The organism is Shewanella sp. SM32 (genome assembly GCF_025654235.1).
GTDB classification, from domain to species: domain Bacteria; phylum Pseudomonadota; class Gammaproteobacteria; order Enterobacterales; family Shewanellaceae; genus Shewanella; species Shewanella oncorhynchi.
The window spans coordinates 24,810-47,588 of sequence record NZ_JAKKRO010000014.1 but is presented as its reverse complement, the minus strand read 5'-3'; the positions used below and the strand labels follow the sequence as shown (position 1 = coordinate 47,588).

Sequence of the window (22,779 nt, the reverse complement as noted above, 5' to 3'; positions counted from 1 at the left end):
ATTATACCTTCACATGACGGCTAGCATCACGTCCATAAACTAAGTTGATCAAGGCCCTTGAAGCAAAGATACCGGTAAACATGCTGGTCAATAGACCTAGACCTAAGGTCAAGGCAAAACCTTGGATTGGACCATTACCTATGGAGTAAAGCACCACTGCAGTAATCATAGTGGTGAAGTTGGCGTCGAAAATGGTAGAAAACGCGCTATCAAACCCCGTATCAATTGCCAGCGCAAAACTGCGACCTTCCTTTAACTTATCTTTTATTCGTTCGAAAATCAGTACGTTGGTATCGACCGCCATACCGACGGTTAACACCAAACCCGCAATACCAGGTAAGGTCAACACAGCGCCAGGGATAAGCGCCAGTAAACCAAACAGGATCACCATATTGGAGATCAGCGCTATATTCGCCACCCAACCGAGACGGCGATACCAAAGCGCCATAAACAGCAAGGTGATCCCCATCCCTAAACCAAGGGCAGCAAAACCGTTTTCAATGTTTTCAGCACCCAGAGTCGGGCCAATAGTGCGCTCTTCAACAATAGTCACTGGCGCCGTCATAGAGCCAGCTCGCAGTAACAGAGCTAATTGTTGTGCTTCTTGATAGGAGCCTGCCCCCGTAATGCGAAAACGATCTCCAAGTTGGGATTGAATAGTCGCAACACTGATAATCTCTTGTGTTTGCTTTGCCTTACCTTGCTCATCACGGCTGTATTCACTGTAAGACGTCGCCATAGGTTTGCCGATATTGGTACGGGAAAAGTCAGACATTTTCTGCCCGCCCACACGGTCAAGGTTAATGTTCACCTCCGCCATGCCCATCTCGCCTAAACTCGCCCTCGCATCGACAATATGATCGCCACCCAGTACTGGTGTGCGGCTCACATAAATAGGCTTACCAGACTTGTCATTGAGTACCATAGCATTAACGGAGCCAGACTCTTTAACCTCGAAAAAGGCCAAACTCGCCGTAGCACCGATAACATTCTTGGCAGCGGCAGGATCTTGTACTCCAGGCAATTCAATCCGAATTCGATGCTCCCCTTGACGCTGCACTAAAGCTTCAGTGATACCGAGTTCTTCAATACGGCTGCGCATCACTTGTAAGTTTTGCTGCACTGTCAAGTTACGCAGTTTCGTTTGCTCTTCTTGGCTCAACTTAATCAGTAAACCCGCGCCATCAGCATTGGATAGCTGCCAATTAGGATAGGACTCTTTCATCATTTGACGCACGGCAGCACGGGCGTCATTATCGGGCAACGTCATGTTTAACTGATGACTTTGGTCCAAATGCACGCTAGCACCACGAATTTTCTGTTCACGGATGAATTGACGTAGCGAATCAACAAGCGTCTCGGCCTGAGTTTGATAAACAGGATCAATATCAACATCGAGTAAGAACTGTACGCCACCGCGCAAGTCGAGCCCGAGTTTAATCGGCTGAAAGCCTAAGTTTTGTAACCAACTTGGCGCCGCACTGGCAAGGGATAAAGTCAATTCTTTTGGCTCTGCGACCATAGAAGAGACTAAAGTTTTGACTAAGGTTTGTTGGTTATCCGCATCGAGGACAATTAAGGTTTCACCATTTTTTTGGTCGATACGTTTGACCGTCACGCCTTCAGCTTGCAGCTTATCTCGAAGGGCAATAGGTGTGAGCGTTAACCCCGCCTTCGCGCCCACCTGCACCGCAGCATCCTCACCGTAAAATGTCGGCAAAGCACTGAATAGCATCACGATAATAGTGACGATAAGCACTAAGTATTTCCAAGCTGAATAGTGATTTAGCAGCCGTTGATTGGGTTTTCTTTCCATGGGATTAACTCGCTATTTAACGCTCAGCATTTGAATCAAATCGCTAAGCGAACATATTGATATCAGTCCGAAACACATGATTGAGTACCAGCGGCTAAGCTCGTAAGGCTCAAATCATCACTGCTTACTTAAGCAGCTATAAAAAGTTTCGGTGAGTACAAAAAGGCAACAGCATGAAAAATCGATAAGATTAGGCTCCTATCAACGTCATGCCTAAATAGGCGAGCTAAGCGGCTTGTTGGCTAAATCGATATTGAAGATTTGAGACTTTCCAACCCGAAATTCGGGCGGGGGAAGAAACAGCAGAAAGCGTCCAATCTGATGTGATATCAAGATCGGTGGGTTCAACGACATTGGATGTCGGTTCGGCAGTAAAGTCTACAGCGAGTACATATACTGGCTTGACCTCACGCACATCGTGCTGGGCAAGACTGATAAATCGCGGCGAATTTATCGGGGCAAAATCTAAGTCATCTGAATGACTCACATAGTCAGAACTCGGACAAGGTGCTGGCTGTGATTCTAATTCTGAGTCTGAACTGACTAGATCGGTATCATGACTATTCGGTGAGCCGCAGCTTTCAACGGTTTGCGCATCAGACTGTGCATTAGATTGGGCGATAACATCGGCATCGGGTAAGCTTTGAGGCTCAGCGCTTCGCTTTGCATGGGGAGTAGAGCTATCAAGACTCACAGTATGCATCTGAGCATAATGGCGAGCTGCATCACTGCGCTGTACTGAGGGTTTTGGCGCATAGCTAGCCGAGTGCGCAATCAACATGATCGCCACGCAAACTAACATCAATCCTGTACGCCAATGTTTGACCAAAGCGTGCCCTCTTATAAAACGTTATCAAACTAAAGATGAACCTATTCACTGTTCGCTTTTGATGCTTAACTGTGGGTCCATAAAGTGAAACTCGCGCAAAAAAACAAAATACACATTTGGCCAATGTTGATTTTGCTAGGATGGCAGCTTAGGTAAAAACCTACAAAGAGACAAATTAAACTTTGTCCATCTTACCCCGAATTCAACGCTGAAGCGCGATCGATATCCTTGGCTAAAGCCCTAAATTCGAGCCCTAAACTCAAGCCGTAAACAAACTTAATTCGCGGATAACAAAAAAACCGCCCTAGGACGGTTTTAGCGATATCGCATGAGTCACGCTCACAACACTATAAGCAAAGTATTATAAGCAGATTATAAATACTGTACTGAGATGATTTCGTAATCTGTCATACCACCTGGCGTAGTAATAGATACTTCATCACCTTCATTTTTGCCGACTAAGCCACGAGCTATTGGTGAATTCACTGAAATCAGGTTTTCTTTAATATTCGCTTCGTCATCGCCGACTATGCGATAAGTCACTTCGACATCGGTATCAAGATTTAAAATAGTCACAGTGGCGCCAAAAATGATACGACCGTTATTCACCATCTTAGTGACGTCGATAATTTGCGCGTTAGATAACTTACCCTCAATATCACGGATACGTGCTTCACAAATACCTTGTTCCTCACGAGCCGCATGGTATTCCGCGTTTTCTTTCAAGTCGCCTAACTCTCTCGCTGAAGCAATTGCTTCAGTGATTTTAGGGCGACGGTCAAACTTGAGAATATCTAACTCTTTACGCAGCTGCTCTGCACCGACAACTGTCATAGGAACCTTAGTCATAACTTCTTTCGTCTCCTTTAAAACAAAAGCAACCCGTGCCAACGCTAAGGTCAACACAGTCAAATGAGGGTGGAATTGCGCTATTCTAATCGTTATGCGCTTTTGATGCACCAAGAACAATGCATTGACGCAGCTTACCCAACCTTAAGCAGAGTTACCAGTAATCAAATTCAAATCTGTATACCTAAGGAAATTTCGCACACGTTTTAGTACGAAATGAATACAAAAATGCCCACTCGCCATTTAGACCGTGGGCATTAGGACTCAAAGCAAAAACCTCAAATTAGAGGTTAACTCACTTATTCAAGCCCAGCCTCAAAGGTCAAAAAGATTTCGCTAACCGTTTTATCAGCAAGGGATTTATCTGAATTAGGGCGCTCAATTGCCGCATGTAAGAGATAACGTCCTGCTGAAGGTAAGATCATTGAAACTTTACCGTCTTTATCTGAGGTAAATTCGATTTCCTCTGGTTTGTTACGATATAAGCTACCGTCTTTCATAATGGCGACTTTAACGCCTTCAACGGGCTTACCATCGAAAACAAATTGCAGGGTAGCAGCTTCGTTCTCAACAATATCTGCAGGATGAGTCACAGGCACTAGTTCTAAATATTCCCCCTTAGGCTTTAACACTTCCTCAGTTGGCTTATTACGTGTGACATAGGTTTCAACCCGCGACACATTTAAAGAACTTTCAAGTTCATAGGCTCCCTTTGGCATAGCAGCAGTTGTGGCTTTTTTATCCATACGGCTGCGTACAACCCCTTCTTTTCCTTTAACTTTATACTGAGAAAAATAACGAGGTGAAACTTCTTTTTCAAACTTATAAGTGCCATCTTGCATCAGTTGTACATCAAACACCGACTTACGTCCGCCCGTGTAACTTGAACTTGGAGACGTTGGTTTTCCATTTGGCTGTAATACACGCACATCACTGGCACTAAAAGGTTTATCCATCATAAACACTTGATTGCTGGCAGACACATCTGAGGTAATCCACACAATTTCTTCACTTTCAGCCGAAACGTTGAAGTGGCTAGGTAAAATCCATCTGTCGTGGCTACTTGCCAATGGGCTAATACAAAGTGTGCCAAGTAATGCAATAAGACGTAATTTCATACCTTTTCCTTAAGTTTAACAATTAATAGACGGGCTAAATATGTAATGGATTGACTCAATGAGCCATGCCGCTTAAGCGTATGTCGATAACGCCAGTTTCTGTCGTGGCGGGCAACTGCACAGAGAAATCTCCCGCAGCTAAATCGATATTTTGTCGTACAAGATCGCGACCACCGTGTTCACGCACCACTTCAATAAATACAGTGTAAGTGGCTGGTTCAAGCACTTTTCCCGCCTCATCTCTTAAATCCCAATCGATTTTGTAATGACCCGCGGGACGTGTCGCAGATGCTATTCCGTCAACAAAACTCATATCTTCGCGTCCGGCTTTACGCCACCAACGACGGATATCTTTCAACCATTTATGGCCTTCATCCCATACCCAAAGGCTTAAGGTTTTAACCGTTTGCCCCTTGGCATCCTCAACCCATACGGCCACATAAGGTCTGTGATATTGCCCTTCGGTAATTTCAGGCAAGGTTAAATCGACTGTCATTTTAGGCGTCGCAAACGCCACAGAACTGACAAACAAAGCACTCACCGCAATGGTGCGAATAAGATGACGCATACTCGGCCTACACTCCTTATGGAACAAAATAAACATACACAAGCCCGCAACTACTGCTGACGAGTACCATGTATAACAATGACTTTTTGAGGCGCTTGGTTTGAGGCAGCAACAAATAAGCCCCAGTGAGCGAAAATAAAATGATAAGCACAGCGCTGAGATCGAGTATCCAAGCCCAAGCTGTGCCTGTGTTACGGCCCTTATGCAAATCATTCACTACGGCAACGACACCGTAATCTAAGGTTTCGACATAGGCTTGTCCGTCGAGTAAGTCCAATGTCAGGCTGCGGTAAGTGCCGGGCCCTTTGCTGACTAAACTAATTTCATCTTCATCGATATCGGCGCTCGCCATATCCATAGCCCATTCACTTTTCAACCAATGACCCGCAGCCAGACGCCATTGTGAGTCTTGGGCATTAACGGGTAACAAATAGGCGGGGATTGGCACTTGCTCCCGCTTAGGTTCCTGATCAGCTTGAGAAAACCAATTAGGATGATTTAACGTTATACCTGTCACCGCAAAAAACAGCATCAGCAACAATAAAGCCATAGACACATAAACATGAATAATGCGGGCAAAGGACAAAGACGACTTACTGACTCTTAATTTCAATGATGCACTCTCAAAAACAAACCGAAGAGAAATACCTCCAGAGTCTGCTTTCCCTATGCAGCTAAAGAGAGAAATGAGCTGCATTAAACTAATTTAATGCGCCGAGATTAAATGAGATCGATTATCAAACAGAACAAAGTTTACAAACTTTACATATTCAATACTGAAAAAGAAGTTAAAAAGTAAGAAGAAAAATAAGTGCCAAAAATAAAGCACTTAGGGGTAAATCTGTTTTTAGCACTCAAAAACCATTACCCTCGATTAAATTAGCAGCAAATAATTTATTGTATCACCTGTAAATACCTTTCAAATTCAAAAGGATAAAATCCAACATTTGGGCTATTTTTTTTGCTTAAAATTTACTTTGCTCCCCTCTCGTTTACCTTATGCCAATCAGCTACAATCCGCCGCCGGCGACTTGCTGGTACTTCCAAGGAAATATCATCTTGAGTACATCTCTGCTCAAAAAAATGCGCTGCCTGCATATTGTGTGGCTCGCATTAATGCTCAACGCCTGTGTTGCACCACTATTATTAATGTCACCTCAAGGCCAGCTCATGTGGGCCTTGCTTAAACCCCTTGTCGGTTTAGATCCGAACGATGTCGGATTATTCGAACAACCGCTCATCAAGAACCGTATGCAGGAATTGCTGGGTAAAAATTACGATACCACCCTGTCCCTGCTCAAAACGGCCGACAAGATCCAACAGGAAGGTCCACTCATCTACTTAGTGTCAACTTACACCCCGGTCCCCGAAATGGCCGAAAAAGCGGGTCTAGTTTGGAACTCAGACACCAACCAAATGGCAGTCATGCTGATGAAAGGCGGTGCACCCTTAGTGATTTCTGAGCAATTCAGTAATCAGGCAGAAAAACGGGTCCCAAGTTGGCCGAAGGAATTAGCCGACTATACGGATCCACAGAAGTTACAACAAAAAGCCTTAGAAGCGGGCGCAAATCAAGTACAGCAACAGTTAGCAATACCTGATGCAGTCAAAGCCGTTGCAACAGGTGATGTTAAAGCGGCCCAAGGTGCCGTTATTGATAGTGCGGTCACAGAGAATGCCGTCATTAAGAATGCTGCAATGCCAATCAATATCACTGAAGCAGCTGCAAAAGTCGCCGTTCCAGCGGCTCCAGCGGCTCCAGCGGATCCAGCAGAAATAAAATCGCCACCCGTTGCTCCTGAAGTCAAAAAGCAATAAAACGGATCACCACAGTGCCAGCTCAAATGGCACTGTGGATTAACTTTGAAAATAGCTGAATTGCCACAACCAACGGGAATTATAGAGACAAGGGAAAGGCTGGAAGGGCTAATATTGAAGGGAAACTGAAAGCAAAATAACGCTAAGCTGAAAATAGTTAAAAGTTAAAAAGCAAAAAGCCTGTCCGAAGACAGGCTTTTTAACTTTTTGGCTGGGGTACAAGGATTCGAACCTTGGGATGCCGAGATCAAAACCCGGTGCCTTACCACTTGGCGATACCCCAATAAACTGTGTTTAATCTTCTATCGAAGATTGCATTTTGATGGTACGGGAAGAGAGACTTGAACTCTCACACCTCGCGGCACCAGAACCTAAATCTGGCGTGTCTACCAATTTCACCATTCCCGCATCAAAATGTACCAAAATTGTCTATTCAACATTTTTGGATTTTTCTCTGATAAATCACTTTAACAGAGTTAAATATGGTAGCAATGGCGGGACTTGAACCTGCGACCCCAGCATTATGAGTGCTGTGCTCTAACCAGCTGAGCTACATTGCCAATGGCTGGGGTACAAGGATTCGAACCTTGGAATGCCGAGATCAAAACCCGGTGCCTTACCACTTGGCGATACCCCAATCAACTTGGAAACTGAGAAAAAATGGCTGGGGTACAAGGATTCGAACCTTGGAATGCCGAGATCAAAACCCGGTGCCTTACCACTTGGCGATACCCCAACTAACTCTGTTTCAAACATCCGCTATCGCCGATGTTTCTAAATTCATATATCTAAAAAATGGTACGGGAAGAGAGACTTGAACTCTCACACCTTGCGGCACCAGAACCTAAATCTGGCGTGTCTACCAATTTCACCATTCCCGCACAGTTTCATGTTTACATCGTGAAGAGATGCTAGCAATCAATGCTAGAGTAAAATCGTGATTCATTTTATATAAGAAATTTATCTTAAATAAAATGGTAGCAATGGCGGGACTTGAACCTGCGACCCCAGCATTATGAGTGCTGTGCTCTAACCAGCTGAGCTACATTGCCACATCGATATTACGCGCCCCTCTCAGCGAGGAACGGGGCGTATTATGCTTATTCAAGGTATCTAGGTCAACAGCTTTTTTTCGCTATTTCCCTTAGGTTAAGCTGTTCGGCTATTACTTCACCAAACTGAGCAACAGATGTGCTAAATAACACCTTGTTGCTCATACTTAGCTTAATTTATCGAGACTTACAGCGTGAATAAGCTTTGTTATACGTTAAACAGGAAATGCATCACATCGCCATCTTTAACGATATAGGTTTTACCTTCCACGCGTAACTTACCGGCTTCTTTCGCGCCAGCTTCACCTTTGTGGGCAATAAAGTCATCAAATGCCATCACTTGGGCACGGATAAAACCACGTTCAAAATCGGTATGGATAACACCCGCCGCTTGCGGAGCACTCGCACCCACTGGCACAGTCCAAGCACGCACTTCTTTCACGCCTGCGGTGAAATAGGTTTGCAGATTCAGTAATTCATAACCTGCGCGGATCACACGATCTAAACCTGGTTCTTCGATACCCAGATCCGCCATAAATTCATCGCGCTCCTCGATTTCCATCTCGGCCAGTTCAGATTCAATCGCCGCACATACGGCAACAACGATAGCGTTTTCTGTCGCAGCAATGGCGCGAACGGCATCTAAGTGCGGGTTATTTTCAAAACCATCTTCCGCCACGTTAGCAATATACATGGTCGGTTTTAAGGTTAAGAAGTTCAGATAAGCCACCGCTTCCAGCTCTTCTTTCGATAAATCCATTGAACGCAACATTTTAGCTTCGTCTAAAATGGGGCGCATTTTTTCTAATACTTCCACTTCAAACTTAGCGTCTTTATCGCCACCTTTAGCACGTTTCTGCTGACGCTGAACCGCACGCTCTAAACTGTCTAAGTCAGCTAACGCTAATTCAGTGTTGATGACTTCGATATCGCCAGCAGGATCAACCTTGTTAGCAACGTGAACAATGTTGTCATCATCAAAACAACGTACTACATGACCAATCGCATCGGTTTCACGGATGTTAGCGAGGAACTTGTTACCTAAGCCTTCGCCTTTAGATGCGCCAGCCACAAGACCCGCAATATCCACGAATTCCATGGTGGTAGGTAACACACGTTGTGGATTCACAATCGCAGCTAACGCATCCAGACGTGGATCCGGCACAGGTACAACACCAGTGTTAGGTTCAATGGTACAAAACGGGAAGTTAGCCGCTTCGATGCCAGCCTTAGTTAACGCATTAAAAAGCGTTGATTTACCTACGTTAGGAAGACCAACAATGCCGCATTTAAAACCCATATGCTTACCTTTCTCTCGATTATTGGCTGACAAGTCACACTCATCAGCGAGGTTTAGTCGTCCTGCCCTATGGCAGCACATTACTGAATAATTAAATCACTTGAATCACTTAAGTCTCGCCAAAGGCAAAACCTACTCCGCTTTAAAGGAGTGTAATCTGTTCATGGCTTTCACCATGTCTTGTTTAAACAAAATTTCGGTAGAACGCACGGCTTCATCTATCGCCGCCTCGATAAGTTCTTGCTCTTTAGCAGGCGCTTTTCCCAGTACGTAACCACTCACTTGATTTTTATCACCGGGATGACCGATACCTAAGCGTAAACGGTAGAAGTTTTTATCGTTAGCCAGTTTAGCAATAATATCTTTCAGACCATTGTGGCCGCCATGACCGCCACCGAGCTTAAACTTAGCCACACCGGGCGGCAGATCGAGTTCATCGTGAGCGACCAGAATCTCTTCCGGCGTGATACGAAAAAAATTCGCCAAAGCGCCAACCGCTTTACCGCTTAAATTCATATAAGTCGTCGGGATCAATAAGCGGACATCTTTACCGTGCAATACGGCTCTGGCGGTCAAACCAAAATACTTACTATCGGCCACTAAAGTCACGCCGCAAATTCTCGCTAACTCAAGTACGTACCAAGCCCCCGCATTATGGCGAGTGTGTGCATATTCAGCACCTGGATTAGCCAGACCAACTATTAATTTTATTTCGCTCATGACACTCAATATCGTTATTTCGTCGATGACAGCCGCGCAAAGAGCCGACTGAACTGACCATACCAGCTAAAAACGCGGCATTTTAGCACTCAAACCCCAAGTCAACAAATGCCACGTCATCGCACAGGAGCAGAACACAAGGTCAGAACACAGAACAACAAAGCGTTAATTAAGCCCCATAGCATATTTAAGGACAGTCTTTTTGAGCGGAGAATTGATGTTTGCTAACTTTAACGCGCCATTACGCAGCAGCTTTAGCGGCAGAATATCGTTGCTAAAACCGGCGTAAAACAAATCCATCGCCGTCATCATCAATTGATTATCGCGATAACGCTTGCGCTGATATTGGGCAAGCACTTCATTCGACCACCAGAGGTTATTTTGAGTTAATGCCTCCTTTATTACCGCCAAAAATGCTTCGACATCCTTAAACCCAAGGTTCACCCCTTGGCCTGCGAGGGGATTAATGGTGTGAGCGGCATCACCTAAAATCACCACATTATGACTATAGTAGCGCTGGGCATGGCGACGAGTGAGGCCAAAACTGCCTTTATTCTCAACGGTAAAATCAGCGTCCAAACGCGCTGGGAAATGCACTCTTATCTGATCTGCAAGCTGTTTATTATTAAGCTGCATTAACTGCTTAATTCGATTGGCATCGTCGTACCACACCAGCGAAGCGTTATTGCCAGGTAAAGGTAATAATGAACGCGGTCCTTTGGGCGTAAACTGCTGCCAAGTCACATCCTGTTGCCCCTGTGCGGTGTTGATATTAATCAACATGGCCGATTGAGCGTAATCCCAACCCGAAATGCCAATTCCCGCCCATTGACGTACCTGCGAGTGAGCACCATCGGCGCCAACCAACAACTTAGCGGTCAGTTTACTATTTGACTGTAAGTGCACGCTCACACCGTCGCTATCGCGGGCAAATGCCACCACTTTATCGGGACAATATAAGGTGATGCCAGCTAATAGTGTCATCTGTTGCCACAGGGCGAGTTGGATTAAACGGTTTTCGACTATATGACCTAAATGGCTGGCACCAATTTGCGAACAGTGGAATTGGGTGATACAGCCATCGAGCTCCCAAGTTTCTAAGCCCAAATAAGGTACATTACGCATCTTGAGCAATGAGTCCAAGGCGCCAAGACGTTCAAGCAGCGTTTCAGAAGCAACACTGATGGCCGAGACTCGCACATCTAATGGCTGTTCGGCTTGATAAGCCTCTGGCGCAAAAGATTCAATCACCGCCACTTGCAAACCCTGTTGGGCTAATCCAATTGCCGTCGCCGCACCAACCATGCCGCCGCCGACAAGAATGACGTCGAACTCAGTACTTTCAGCATGAGTGCCTTCAGCATGAGTAACGTCAGAATGAGTCACGTTAGAATCTGTGGTGTCGGATATCATCTGTGCATGTGTCTCTTCAATCTGGCTCATCCTACTTTCCACCTTAGTTACCACCTTTAAGCCCTTCTGTATTTCTGCTTAAGCGACTTTTCACAAACCCGCTTGATTATGCCTTATATCAAGATACCACGGAAATGTTGAGCGCATTTCGATTCGAAATCCGTGAAGACATAGGCATTCAAGCCCGAATAGTTTGCTGGAAATAACGAAAGCTCAACCTGTTAACAATATTAATCTTGCCCAAATGCAGCCGAACAATAAAAACCTAGCATTTGTGAGGGTATCGCCCTTGGCAAAAGCCAACAGCTAAAAGTGTGGACAAAGCTGGTCAGCAGCCGTAACAGCAGGTAAAATGTCGCGCTATTTTATTGGTCATCTTAGGGCGACACAACTGATGAGTAAGAAACTCCATATCAAGACTTGGGGCTGTCAAATGAATGAGTATGACTCATCCAAGATGGCTGATCTGTTAGGCGAATACCAAGGTTATACCTTGACTGAAGAAGCGTCTGAGGCAGACATTCTCCTGCTCAACACTTGTTCTATCCGCGAAAAAGCGCAAGAAAAAGTGTTCCATCAGCTAGGACGCTGGAAGACGCTTAAAGATAAAAATCCCAATTTGATTATTGGCGTGGGCGGCTGCGTTGCCTCACAAGAAGGCAAAGCCATTAAAGACAGAGCCCAATGTGTCGACATTATTTTCGGACCACAAACATTGCACCGTCTGCCCGAGATGATCGAGCAAGTGCGCCGTGGCGACAAAGCGGTTATCGATATCAGCTTCCCTGAAATCGAAAAATTCGACCGTCTGCCAGAGCCACGCGCCGAAGGCCCAACCGCGTTTGTGTCTATCATGGAAGGTTGCAGCAAATACTGCTCGTTCTGTGTTGTGCCTTATACTCGCGGCGAAGAAGTCAGCCGTCCATCGGACGATATTATCCTTGAAATCGCCCAATTGGCAGAGCAAGGTGTGCGCGAAGTAAACTTGCTAGGCCAAAACGTGAATGCCTATCGCGGCGCAACTCACGATGGCGCAATTTGTACTTTTGCGGAATTACTGCGCTTCGTGGCAGCCATCGACGGTATCGACCGTATCCGCTTCACGACGAGTCACCCGATTGAATTTACACAAGATATCATCGACGTTTACGAAGATACCCCTGAGCTTGTAAGCTTCTTGCACTTGCCAGTGCAATCGGGTTCTGACCGTATTCTCACAGCGATGAAACGCGGCCATATGGCGATTGAATATAAGTCAATCATCCGCCGCCTGCGTAAAGCCCGTGAAGGGATTCAAATCAGCTCGGACTTTATCATTGGCTTCCCTGGCGAAACCAAAGAAGACTTTGCCGATACCATGAAGTTAATTGAAGACATAGGTTTCGACCACAGCTTCAGCTTTATCTATAGCGCACGTCCGGGCACGCCAGCGGCAGATTTACCCGATAACGTCGATATGGAAGAGAAAAAACAACGTCTGGCGATTCTGCAAGACCGCATCACCCAGCAAGCCATGCGCTACAGCCGCCACATGATGGGCACAGTGCAACGTATTCTGGTTGAAGGACCATCGGTGAAGAATCCTATGGAACTGCGCGGCCGTACTGAGAACAACCGAGTGGTGAACTTCGAAGGTCAGCCAAAACACATTGGTACTTTCGTGGATGTCGAAATCGTCGACGTTTACACTAACTCACTGCGTGGTACTTTTATTCGCGGCGAAGATGAAATGGATCTACGTCGTAGCCTGCGCCCTGCAGAAATTCTGGCCAAGCGCAAGCAAGATGATGAACTGGGTGTGACTCAATTTAAGCCATAAGCGTTAAATCGGCTTAACTTAAACAGTACCGATATCAGTACCTATATAAAGAAGGGCGACTTAGTCGCCCTTTTGCTTTAACGCACTTTTATTTAAGTCTACCGAGGCAATTGCTATTTTCCGTTAGCAATTATCGGCTATGGCTCGTAAACTAAAATTATCTTGCGATGGTTAACCAACCTCGTACCTTGCTTTCTTATTCGCTATTGGGAGTGCTATTTGTCCAGTAAATTAACTACCATGAATCTGTATATCGAACCCGCAGAAACACGCCGTTTGGCTTCACTGTGCGGTCCATTCGATGACAATATCAAGCAGATAGAACGTCGCGTTGGCGTTGAAATCGTCCGTAAGAACAATCATTTCCAGATCACCGGACTGCCACGCAATTGTTTAAGCGCCAACAACTTACTCAAAGAACTCTACATCGAGACCCAAACGGTGAAAGGCAGCACGCCCGATCTTGAGCCTGAGCAAGTCCATATCGCCATTCAAGCGGCCATTGCCCTAGAGCAAGCAGACGCTAACGACGACAGCGGTATTAATATCAAAACCCGCCGCGGTGTCATTAAGCCACGCAATCCGAATCAAAGCTTATATGTGGCCAATATTACGCGTCACGATATTACCTTCGGTATTGGTCCTGCAGGAACGGGCAAAACCTACCTTGCCGTAGCAGCGGCAGTAGATGCGTTAGAGCGCCAAGAAGTGCGCCGCATTCTGCTGACTCGCCCTGCAGTGGAAGCGGGTGAAAAACTCGGTTTCTTACCCGGTGACTTAAGTCAAAAGGTAGACCCCTATTTGCGTCCGCTCTACGATGCCCTGTTCGAAATGCTTGGCTTTGAAAAAGTGGAACGCCTCATCGAGAAAAATGTAATAGAAGTGGCACCGCTTGCCTATATGCGCGGTCGTACCTTGAACGATGCCTTTATTATTCTCGATGAAAGCCAAAACACCACAATCGAGCAGATGAAGATGTTCCTTACCCGTATCGGTTTCAATTCCCGTGCGGTGATCACAGGCGACATCACTCAAACCGACTTACCTAAACATCAAAAGTCAGGACTACGTCACGCGATTGAAGTGTTAAGCCAAGTCGAAGAAATCAGCTTTAACTTTTTTGTCTCCCAAGATGTAGTGCGCCATCCTGTGGTTGCCCGTATCGTTGAAGCCTATGAAGCCTTCGAGTTAAAAGAGCAAACCTTAAAAGCCAAAAAAGAAAGCCAGTACCAAAAGCAACAGCAGGAAGCCGCAACACATGAGTCTTGAGTTAGCCTTAGATATTCAACATGCCAGCACCAGTGAGTGGCTGCCAACGGACGAACAATTCGCCCTTTGGGTCACTACCGCAATTGGCAATAGCATGGATGAAGCTGAATTAACCATACGTATCGTCGATAGCCGCGAGAGCCAAATGCTCAACAATACCTATCGCGGTAAAGACAAACCGACCAATGTACTGTCATTTCCCTTTGAAGCACCACCAGAAATTGAACTTCCTTTACTCGGAGATCTTGTCATTTGCGCGGCAGTCGTTGAAAATGAAGCCCGTGAACAACAAAAACCACTAGAAGCGCACTGGGCACACATGGTTGTACATGGTTGCTTGCATCTGCTAGGGTATGATCACATCGATGATGAAGAAGCCGAAGAGATGGAGTCATTAGAGACTCAACTCATTGAAAGCTTAGGTTTTACTGACCCATATAAGGAACAATAATTAGCTAAGATAATCCCTATCAAAAGCTAATGAGAAAACTATGAGTGACGATATCCCCCCTAGTACGAACGCCCACAAGAAAGGTTGGTTTGATAGAGTAAGTCAGCTATTTCAGGGCGAACCTCAAAATCGCGAAGATCTAGTTGATGTGATTGATGGTGCCGAGCAGCGCGATTTGATCACCCAAGACACCCGCGAGATGATAAAAGGTGTATTAGACGTTTCTGATATGCGTGTTCGGGATATCATGATCCCAAGAGCTCAAATTGTCGCCCTCCAGATAGACAACTCGGTCGAAGAGTTACTTGCGACTGTGATTGGTTCAGGTCACTCGCGCTTCCCCGTCGTTAACGAAGATAAAGACCATATCGAAGGCATATTGCTTGCCAAAGATTTGATCCCTTACGGTTTCTCCAACAGTGATGAGCCCTTCTCACTGGATCGCGTGATCCGTCCCGCCGTGGTTGTGCCCGAAAGCAAACGCGTCGATGTTCTGCTAAAAGAATTCCGCTCTCAACGCTACCATATGGCGATTGTGGTTGACGAGTACGGCGGCGTATCGGGTCTTGTGACTATCGAAGATATTCTTGAAGAAATTGTCGGCGAAATTGAAGACGAATTCGACCACGATAGCACTGAAGAAACCGAGATCCGCAAAGTTGGTAACACGGTTTATATGGTTAAAGCTTTGACGCCAATCGAAGATTTCAACGAAGAATTCAACACTGAATTCAGCGATGAAGAGTTTGATACCGTCGGTGGCTTAGTCTCACACGCCTTTGGCCATCTGCCAGAACGTAACGAGAGCATCATCATTGAAGGCATAGAATTTAAAGTCATCAATGCTGACACTAGGCGTTTAATCCAACTCAGAGTTAAACTCCCCGATCCTAATACTGGCGAAGACGTAGAATAATCACTCGTGCTAAAAAAAATCAGGGCTTTTGCCCAACAACAGTCCCAACCTAGTGCTTTGAGACTCGTACTTGCATTTGCCCTTGGCGCCAGTACGGCGCTTTCATTTGCGCCTTATTCCATTTGGATAATCTATCCGTTTGCCATGGCGATTGCCCTCTGGCACAGCCGAACGCTGAGCGCTAAGGCAAGCTTTTACTATTGGTTAAGCTTTGGATTTGGCTGTTTTGCCGTAGGGATCAGCTGGGTTCACGTGAGCATGGATACCTTTGGTGGTATGCCGCTCATTGCCTCCGTTGGGTTAATGGCCTTGCTAGCCTTGTATTTAGCCTTGTATCCCGCGCTAACTGGTTTAGCGCTGGTTTGGTTAACTAAAACGCTGAGCCATGATGGTGAAACTCGATTTGGTCTTTGGCGTAATCTCGCCCTATTCCCCGCGTTATGGACCTTGACCGAATGGGCTCGTGGCTGGGTAATGACAGGCTTCCCTTGGTTATGGGCGGGTTACTCGCAAACTCAAGGGCCGCTAAAACCCCTTGCCAGCATCATAGGCACACTGGGAATAAGTTTTGTATTGGCCATGCTCGCTGGTGCATTAGCGCTTTGTTTTACTAAGCGTTATAAGAGCTTACTGCTTTTACTGCCGCTCAGCATTCTGGCCGTGTGGGCTGCGCCTAAACTTTGGGACATTCATCCTACGGGTGAAAATGTTAAAGTGGCACTGGTACAAGGCAATATTCCCCAAAGCATGAAGTGGGAACCCGATGCCCTGTGGCCGACGCTGTTAAAATACATGGATTTATCCCGCGAACATCTGGATGCCGATATCATTATTTGGCCAGAAGCAGCAATTCCAGCGCCAGAATCTATGGTGCAGGACTTTTTAGATAACGCCAATAAAGTCGCCAATCTAAACCATACCTCAATTATCACAGGCATTATTAGCCATCAAAACAATGAGTTCTATAATTCATTGATTGTGCTTGGTAATCATAATCAGAAACAACAAGCAGGCCCAGACTATGAGGGCGATGGTAGCAATCAATTTAAGAAACACCATCTGTTGCCAATTGGCGAGTTTGTCCCCTTTGAAACGCTGCTGCGCCCGATAGCACCTTTCTTTAATTTGCCCATGTCGTCCTTTACACGAGGCGAATATCAACAGCCGAACCTCAGCGCCCTAGGCCATAAAATCGCGCCCGCGATTTGTTATGAAATAGCCTTTCCGGAACAGTTGCGCGACAACGTTAATCAAGGGACAGATATACTATTAACTGTCTCTAACGATGCATGGTTTGGTAGCTCAAATGGGCCATTACAGCATATGGAAATCGCTCAAATGCGCGCGGTTGAATTGGGTCGGCCTCTATTACGCACAACCAACAATGGCGTGACAGCCATAGTCGATGAGCATGGCAATATCACAGCGTCATTACCACAGTTTGAAATAGGCGTGCTAAGTGCAACTATTCCATTAGTCACAGGACAAACTTGGTTTACAAAATTAGGCCAAATGCCCCTACTGATACTCTGTGGTTTAATCGTTCTACTCGGTCTTGCCCGACGTTTTAAAACGCAATAGGATTGAGGCCATGCATTACCAAGTCAATAAACAAGATGTGGCAGGTTTTACCTTAATTGAACTTGTCGTTGTGATTATTGTGCTTGGGATCTTGGCTGTGATCGCCGCGCCTAGATTTATCGGTTTAAGTAAAGAAGCGCGGGTACAAACCTTAAGCCAAGTACAAGCCAGCGTTAAAACAGCCAATATGCTTGCTTACTCAAAAACCCAAATGCCTAGCCTACTAAGCCAAGCGGTAGCTGGGCGCGATGATATTATTGATATCGACCTCAATGGTGATGGCACGCCCGATACCAGATTGAAATGGGGTTACCTCGATAATACTGATGTGGAAAACTGGATCACCTCAGATGATAAACTTATCATCCAATATCAAGGCGTTGATATCACTTACATAGGTTACGATCTTAACAACAATTCCTTAGTGAATGATGACCAATGCTATTTCCGCTACACCCAAGCCAGCGATGCCAACACTGCGCCGCAATATGATATCAGCACCCAAGGTTGTTAGGCTGACACTCAGTTGACCTGTGTTATCCCGCAATTGTCTGCGAATACATTAGGCTGATTGCGCGTTCCACGTTAAGGTGAACGATTAGACGTGGCCTTATACCAATCACAGTAACTGTGTCTGCATAGCCAATATGATTGGTACCATTACCTCGTTCCTTAACCAAGGTACACAGTCAAGGCAACTCTATGGCACAGCTTCGCGTGCGCTACCAAACCCACGAATTTGGGGATCTCGACATTCATGTCAGAACCCTAAGAAATAACCAAGAATTTGAAGACCTAGATGGCGAAGCTGAAAAGCTCGGTATTTCCTCCGCTACTTGGCCATTATTTGGCATAGTTTGGCCGTCTAGCCAAGTGCTATCCCATCATATGGCCGATTATCAAATTGATAATAAACGCATTCTTGAGGTTGGCTGCGGTATAGGGCTGGCAAGTCTAGTGCTAAACCACAGACATGCCGACATCACAGCAACCGACTATCACCCCGAGTCGGAAAATTTCCTTAAGCAAAATGTCGATTTAAATCATGGTCGTGCGATTCCGTTTGTACGAACAGGATGGGCAGATGCACAAACTAATTTAGGTTTATTTGACCTCATTATTGGCAGCGATCTCTTGTACGAACAAGAACATGCCGATCTCTTATCACAATTTATTGAGCAGCATGCTAAACCAATTTGTGATGTAGTCTTAGTCGATCCCGGTCGTGGTAATCATGCAAAATTCAGTAAACGTATGGTGACCTTAGGTTACGAACATACACAACATAAACCCATTCACACTGAATTTTTATTGGCGCCCTTTGGCGGTCAAATCCTCAGCTACTCTCGTACCAACAGTTGATACAGCCTAATTAATGCAAATATGAGCCATTTAGGTCTAATAGAACTCTAAAAAAACGACGCTGAGGCGTCGTTTTAGCTGCATAACATCATCACCTTAATTAAGGCGTTAGCGGCTCGCGGGTAAATTCTTCATGATCACACTCTGGACAATCTGGGATGGGACTTGGAAATTCAATACTCATTTCATTGCCACAGTTAGTGCACACCATGATGCCCTGATTCACTATGTCACCACTCTTGTAGTAGCCTTGGTGCTTAAAATCTTGCGTTAACTCATGCCATTCGACTTGGCTGCGGTCGGTGATTTCACTGAGCCAATGCCAAAGCGTATTCTCTAAAGTAATCACGGTTGGGCTATGACTCAAACTATCCGCGTTCTGCTCACGGAGAAAACTCGTAATATCACGCTTTAAGAATTGTTCGACTAAAGCGAGTTCATCTTCCCCGGCCTGTTCTTTAAGACGTAAATACTCCTTACCTTGAGTGACAGAATTGAATAAGTTCTTTACAGTCATAGTGTTATCTTCTGCAAATTGAGATTTCACTTCGGTAATTAAGGCTTGATACAGTCCTAGTAACGCGTTACTTCTATCATTCATAACCAATACTCCTTCATACGAACCTTTTTAATGCATCGCTTCTAGTTTATTCTATGCAGATCTTACTCGCGCTGATATGGCGTTAGATCCAATAATAGGCGGCACTGCCGGAAATAGAGTGATGCAAGAGCAATATAATCCCTCAGAAATTGAAGCCTTAGTGCAAAAGCACTGGCATGACAACAAAACCTTCGAAGTCACTGAAGACGCAAACAAAGAAAAGTTTTATTGCCTTTCGATGTTTCCGTACCCTTCTGGCAGACTCCACATGGGACACGTACGCAACTATACCATAGGTGACGTAGTTGCACGCTTTCAACGTCTTCAAGGCAAAAACGTGCTCCAGCCTATTGGTTGGGACTCATTTGGTTTGCCCGCAGAAAATGCCGCGATTAACAACAAGACTGCGCCTGCGCCATGGACCTATGAAAATATAGAATACATGAAGAACCAGCTGAAATTGCTGGGTTTTGGTTACGATTGGAGCCGTGAAATCGCCACTTGTACCCCTGAATATTATCGCTGGGAACAATGGTTCTTCACTAAGTTGTACGAGAAAGGCCTAGTCTACAAAAAGACAGCTTCAGTCAACTGGTGTCCAAACGATGAAACCGTACTGGCGAACGAGCAAGTTCAAGACGGTTGCTGCTGGCGCTGTGATACCCCTGTGGAACAAAAAGAAATTCCACAGTGGTTTATTAAGATCACTGCCTATGCAGAAGAATTGTTAAACGATATCGATACCTTAGATGGCTGGCCTGAACAGGTTAAGACCATGCAGCGCAACTGGATTGGTCGCAGCGAAGGTGTGGAAATGACCTTCGGCGTCGCAGGTCACGATAAAAGCTTCGATATCTATACCACACGTCCAGATACCTTAATGGGCGTGACCTATGTGGCGATTGCCGCAGGTCATCCATTAGCTGAAGTCGCCGCGCAAACCAATCCAGAGCTTGCCGCCTTTATCGATGAGTGCAAAAACAGCACAACATCAGAAGCCGAACTCGCGACAATGGAAAAACGCGGTGTCGCTACAGGGCTTTTCGCCATTCATCCTATCACTGGTAAGCAAGTCCCGATTTGGGCAGCTAACTTTGTGTTGATGAACTATGGCACAGGCGCTGTGATGTCAGTTCCAGGCCACGACCAACGTGACTTTGAATTTGCAAAAAAATATGGTCTAGCAATTGAGGCTGTGATCAAGCCAGTTGATGGCGAAGTGGACATTAGCGAAGCCGCTTATACCGAAAAAGGCGTACTGTTTAACTCGGGAGAGTTTGACGGTTTAGACTTTGAAGCGGGCTTTAATGCCATTGCTAATAAGTTAGTCGCCGAAGGTAAAGGCAAGCGCCAAGTCAACTATCGTCTACGTGATTGGGGTGTTTCACGTCAGCGTTACTGGGGCGCACCTATTCCTATGGTGACCTTAGCCGACGGCACTGTGATCCCTACACCTGCAGATCAACTGCCAGTATTGCTGCCAGAAGATGTCGTAATGGACGGTATTCAAAGCCCAATCAAGGCCGATAAAGAATGGGCAAAAACCCAAGTTAATGGCCAAGATGCGCTGCGCGAAACCGATACCTTCGATACCTTTATGGAATCCTCTTGGTATTACGCCCGTTACTGCAGCCCGCATGCAGACGAAATGTTAGATCCCGCTAAAGCCAACTACTGGCTACCTGTGGATCAATACATTGGCGGTATCGAACACGCTTGTATGCATTTGTTATATTTCCGCTTCTTCCACAAGTTGCTGCGGGATGCGGGTCTGGTTAACTCTAACGAGCCAGCCAAACAACTGCTGACCCAAGGCATGGTGTTGGCCGATGCTTTCTACTACATCAACGAAAAAGGCGCCCGTGTATGGGTTTCGCCTTTAGATGTAGCTACCACAGAAAAAGACGACAAGGGCCGTATTACTAAGGCTATCGACAAAGACGGCAACGAGCTGGTTTATACTGGCATGAGCAAGATGTCTAAGTCGAAAAACAATGGTATCGATCCTCAAGTCATGGTCGAAAAATACGGAGCCGATACGGTTCGCCTATTTATGATGTTCGCCTCACCACCAGAATTAACTCTGGAATGGCAAGAATCTGGCGTTGAAGGCGCACACCGCTTCATTAAACGTCTGTGGAAGCTTGCAAACGAGCATGTGAACCAAGATAACAGCGAAGCCTTAGATGTCAGCAAGTTAACTGCCGATCAAAAAGCGCTGCGCCGTGAAGTCCACAAGACGATCGCGAAAGTGACCGACGATATCGGCCGCCGTCAGATGTTCAACACTGCGGTTGCCGCCGTGATGGAACTGATGAACCATCTGCAAAAGGCGCCACAAACGACAGGCCAAGACAACGCCATTATCGGCGAAGCCTTATCCGCCATCGTGCGTTTGCTGTACCCTATCATTCCTCATGTGAGCTTTAACCTGTGGAACGAGTTAGGTAATGCAAGCAACATCGAAGATAGCCAATGGCCGGTCGTTGATGAAGCTGCGCTAGTTGAAGACAGCAAGCTCATCGTTGTGCAAGTCAACGGTAAAGTTCGCGCAAAAATCACAGTGGCCGCCGACGCTGATAAAGAATCAGTAGAAGCCTTAGGCATGAGTGATGAACACGTGATCAAATACCTAGACGGCCTGACAGTACGTAAAGTGATCTATGTGCCGGGCAAACTGCTCAGCATAGTGGCCAATTAACGGCTGCTAATAACTCGCTATACTCAAAGCCAATGAAGTTGCAGCATAGCTGCAACTTCAAGTCAGCAGGGTATACCACGAATAGGAAACCGCGAAATCTATGCTAATCAAACGCATATGCTTCGCAATCATGGCACTAGTCATTATGACCAGCGCTGGTTGCGGTTTTAAGCTTCAACGCAGTTATCAGATCCCTGATGCCCTCAATCATTTGAGTTTGAGCAGCGTGGATGAATACAGTGAACTCACCCGTTTGGTGCGTGAACGCCTGCGCTTGAACAATATCCAAGTTGTCGACGCCGCAGATAATGTTCCAGTATTAAGATTAATCACCGACTCCCTTGAACGCTCGACCTTATCTTTGTACCCCACAGGTAACGTCGCCGAGTATGAGTTAATTTATTTAGTCGAATTTGCTGTGGCACTGCCGGGCAAAGAAGCGCAACCTTTCAAGGTTGAAATTCGCCGCGACTACTTAGACGATCCACGTACCGCATTGGCAAAGAGCCGTGAAATGGAATTGCTGACGAAGGAAATGCGTATCCAAGCTGCCGATCGTATTCTGCAGGCAATGGCCAGTACTGAGGTGAATTAAT

Annotated in this window: 20 protein-coding genes and 7 tRNA genes; 10 read left to right on the top strand and 17 right to left on the bottom strand. The window is 45.9% G+C overall.

Annotated elements, in window-relative coordinates:
* Position 1 precedes the first annotated feature (1 nt).
* The 6 genes from secD to L5M10_RS07925 form a co-directional block, all read right to left on the bottom strand.
* Positions 2-1,816, bottom strand: a complete 1,815-nt coding sequence (gene secD, locus L5M10_RS07950; RefSeq protein WP_263146884.1) for a protein translocase subunit SecD — start codon at positions 1,814-1,816, stop codon at positions 2-4.
* A 226-nt stretch (positions 1,817-2,042) separates the two neighbouring features.
* On the bottom strand, positions 2,043-2,618 hold the full coding sequence (locus tag L5M10_RS07945; RefSeq protein ID WP_263146883.1) for a hypothetical protein: 576 nt from the start codon (positions 2,616-2,618) through the stop codon (positions 2,043-2,045).
* A 399-nt stretch (positions 2,619-3,017) separates the two neighbouring features.
* The gene (gene greA / locus L5M10_RS07940) at positions 3,018-3,494 is read right to left on the bottom strand and encodes a transcription elongation factor GreA (RefSeq protein ID WP_028761461.1); all 477 of its coding nucleotides are present in this window, start codon (positions 3,492-3,494) and stop codon (positions 3,018-3,020) included.
* A gap of 299 nt (positions 3,495-3,793) precedes the next feature.
* Positions 3,794-4,612, bottom strand: a complete 819-nt coding sequence (locus L5M10_RS07935; protein WP_263146882.1) for a DUF4198 domain-containing protein — start codon at positions 4,610-4,612, stop codon at positions 3,794-3,796.
* Between the two features lie 55 nt (positions 4,613-4,667).
* On the bottom strand, positions 4,668-5,180 hold the full coding sequence (locus tag L5M10_RS07930; RefSeq protein WP_219251198.1) for a DUF2271 domain-containing protein: 513 nt from the start codon (positions 5,178-5,180) through the stop codon (positions 4,668-4,670).
* 16 nt (positions 5,181-5,196) lie between these two features.
* Complete coding sequence (locus L5M10_RS07925) at positions 5,197-5,793, bottom strand: PepSY-associated TM helix domain-containing protein (protein ID WP_212599331.1); 597 nt, start codon at positions 5,791-5,793, stop codon at positions 5,197-5,199.
* Positions 5,794-6,263: 470 nt separating this feature from the next.
* Here L5M10_RS07925 and L5M10_RS07920 point away from each other — a divergent pair, with 470 nt between their 5' ends.
* On the top strand, positions 6,264-6,998 hold the full coding sequence (locus L5M10_RS07920) for a hypothetical protein (RefSeq protein WP_263147019.1): 735 nt from the start codon (positions 6,264-6,266) through the stop codon (positions 6,996-6,998).
* A 208-nt stretch (positions 6,999-7,206) separates the two neighbouring features.
* Here the strand turns inward: L5M10_RS07920 and L5M10_RS07915 are convergent.
* The 10 genes from L5M10_RS07915 to L5M10_RS07870 all read right to left on the bottom strand — a co-directional run bounded on the left by L5M10_RS07915 (position 7,207) and on the right by L5M10_RS07870 (position 11,513).
* Positions 7,207-7,281 (bottom strand) — tRNA-Gln (locus L5M10_RS07915).
* Positions 7,282-7,321: 40 nt separating this feature from the next.
* A tRNA-Leu gene (locus tag L5M10_RS07910) sits at positions 7,322-7,406 on the bottom strand.
* A gap of 75 nt (positions 7,407-7,481) precedes the next feature.
* Positions 7,482-7,558 (bottom strand) — tRNA-Met (locus L5M10_RS07905).
* Positions 7,559-7,560: 2 nt separating this feature from the next.
* A tRNA-Gln gene (locus L5M10_RS07900) sits at positions 7,561-7,635 on the bottom strand.
* Between the two features lie 24 nt (positions 7,636-7,659).
* Positions 7,660-7,734: transfer RNA gene (locus L5M10_RS07895), tRNA-Gln, on the bottom strand.
* A gap of 60 nt (positions 7,735-7,794) precedes the next feature.
* Positions 7,795-7,879 (bottom strand) — tRNA-Leu (locus L5M10_RS07890).
* Positions 7,880-7,973: 94 nt separating this feature from the next.
* A tRNA-Met gene (locus L5M10_RS07885) sits at positions 7,974-8,050 on the bottom strand.
* Between the two features lie 208 nt (positions 8,051-8,258).
* The gene (ychF, locus tag L5M10_RS07880) at positions 8,259-9,350 is read right to left on the bottom strand and encodes a redox-regulated ATPase YchF (protein ID WP_028761466.1); all 1,092 of its coding nucleotides are present in this window, start codon (positions 9,348-9,350) and stop codon (positions 8,259-8,261) included.
* A 132-nt stretch (positions 9,351-9,482) separates the two neighbouring features.
* Positions 9,483-10,070, bottom strand: a complete 588-nt coding sequence (gene pth, locus L5M10_RS07875) for an aminoacyl-tRNA hydrolase (protein ID WP_028761467.1) — start codon at positions 10,068-10,070, stop codon at positions 9,483-9,485.
* Between the two features lie 165 nt (positions 10,071-10,235).
* Positions 10,236-11,513, bottom strand: coding sequence for an FAD-dependent monooxygenase (locus L5M10_RS07870; protein WP_263146879.1), 1,278 nt, complete (start codon positions 11,511-11,513; stop codon positions 10,236-10,238).
* 364 nt (positions 11,514-11,877) lie between these two features.
* Here L5M10_RS07870 and miaB point away from each other — a divergent pair, with 364 nt between their 5' ends.
* The 7 genes from miaB (at position 11,878) to L5M10_RS07835 (ending at position 18,881) form a co-directional block, all read left to right on the top strand.
* Positions 11,878-13,302: a tRNA (N6-isopentenyl adenosine(37)-C2)-methylthiotransferase MiaB gene (miaB, locus tag L5M10_RS07865; protein ID WP_173243250.1), complete on the top strand. Its 1,425-nt coding sequence runs from the start codon at positions 11,878-11,880 to the stop codon at positions 13,300-13,302.
* Positions 13,303-13,521: 219 nt separating this feature from the next.
* Positions 13,522-14,571, top strand: a complete 1,050-nt coding sequence (locus L5M10_RS07860; RefSeq protein ID WP_173243248.1) for a PhoH family protein — start codon at positions 13,522-13,524, stop codon at positions 14,569-14,571.
* Complete coding sequence (ybeY, locus tag L5M10_RS07855; protein WP_105251690.1) at positions 14,561-15,022, top strand: rRNA maturation RNase YbeY; 462 nt, start codon at positions 14,561-14,563, stop codon at positions 15,020-15,022. The genes L5M10_RS07860 and ybeY overlap by 11 nt, the downstream gene beginning before the upstream one ends.
* 40 nt (positions 15,023-15,062) lie before the next feature.
* Positions 15,063-15,938, top strand: coding sequence for a CNNM family magnesium/cobalt transport protein CorC (corC, locus tag L5M10_RS07850; RefSeq protein WP_006082742.1), 876 nt, complete (start codon positions 15,063-15,065; stop codon positions 15,936-15,938).
* Between the two features lie 6 nt (positions 15,939-15,944).
* Positions 15,945-17,519, top strand: a complete 1,575-nt coding sequence (gene lnt / locus L5M10_RS07845; RefSeq protein WP_263146873.1) for an apolipoprotein N-acyltransferase — start codon at positions 15,945-15,947, stop codon at positions 17,517-17,519.
* 10 nt (positions 17,520-17,529) lie between these two features.
* The gene (locus L5M10_RS07840; protein WP_173497498.1) at positions 17,530-18,033 is read left to right on the top strand and encodes a type II secretion system protein; all 504 of its coding nucleotides are present in this window, start codon (positions 17,530-17,532) and stop codon (positions 18,031-18,033) included.
* A 188-nt stretch (positions 18,034-18,221) separates the two neighbouring features.
* Positions 18,222-18,881, top strand: coding sequence for a class I SAM-dependent methyltransferase (locus L5M10_RS07835; RefSeq protein WP_263146870.1), 660 nt, complete (start codon positions 18,222-18,224; stop codon positions 18,879-18,881).
* A gap of 100 nt (positions 18,882-18,981) precedes the next feature.
* Here L5M10_RS07835 and L5M10_RS07830 read toward each other — a convergent pair whose 3' ends face one another.
* Positions 18,982-19,482 (bottom strand): zinc ribbon-containing protein, encoded by a 501-nt coding sequence (locus tag L5M10_RS07830; RefSeq protein ID WP_028761474.1) that lies wholly within the window; start codon positions 19,480-19,482, stop codon positions 18,982-18,984.
* A gap of 121 nt (positions 19,483-19,603) precedes the next feature.
* Here L5M10_RS07830 and leuS point away from each other — a divergent pair, with 121 nt between their 5' ends.
* Together leuS and lptE are read left to right on the top strand one after the other, a co-directional pair.
* Entirely contained in the window at positions 19,604-22,183 is a 2,580-nt protein-coding gene (gene leuS / locus L5M10_RS07825) for a leucine--tRNA ligase (RefSeq protein ID WP_263146867.1), read from the top strand.
* Positions 22,184-22,283: 100 nt separating this feature from the next.
* The gene (gene lptE / locus L5M10_RS07820; protein WP_012089938.1) at positions 22,284-22,778 is read left to right on the top strand and encodes an LPS assembly lipoprotein LptE; all 495 of its coding nucleotides are present in this window, start codon (positions 22,284-22,286) and stop codon (positions 22,776-22,778) included.
* The last annotated feature ends 1 nt before the right edge of the window (position 22,779 follow it).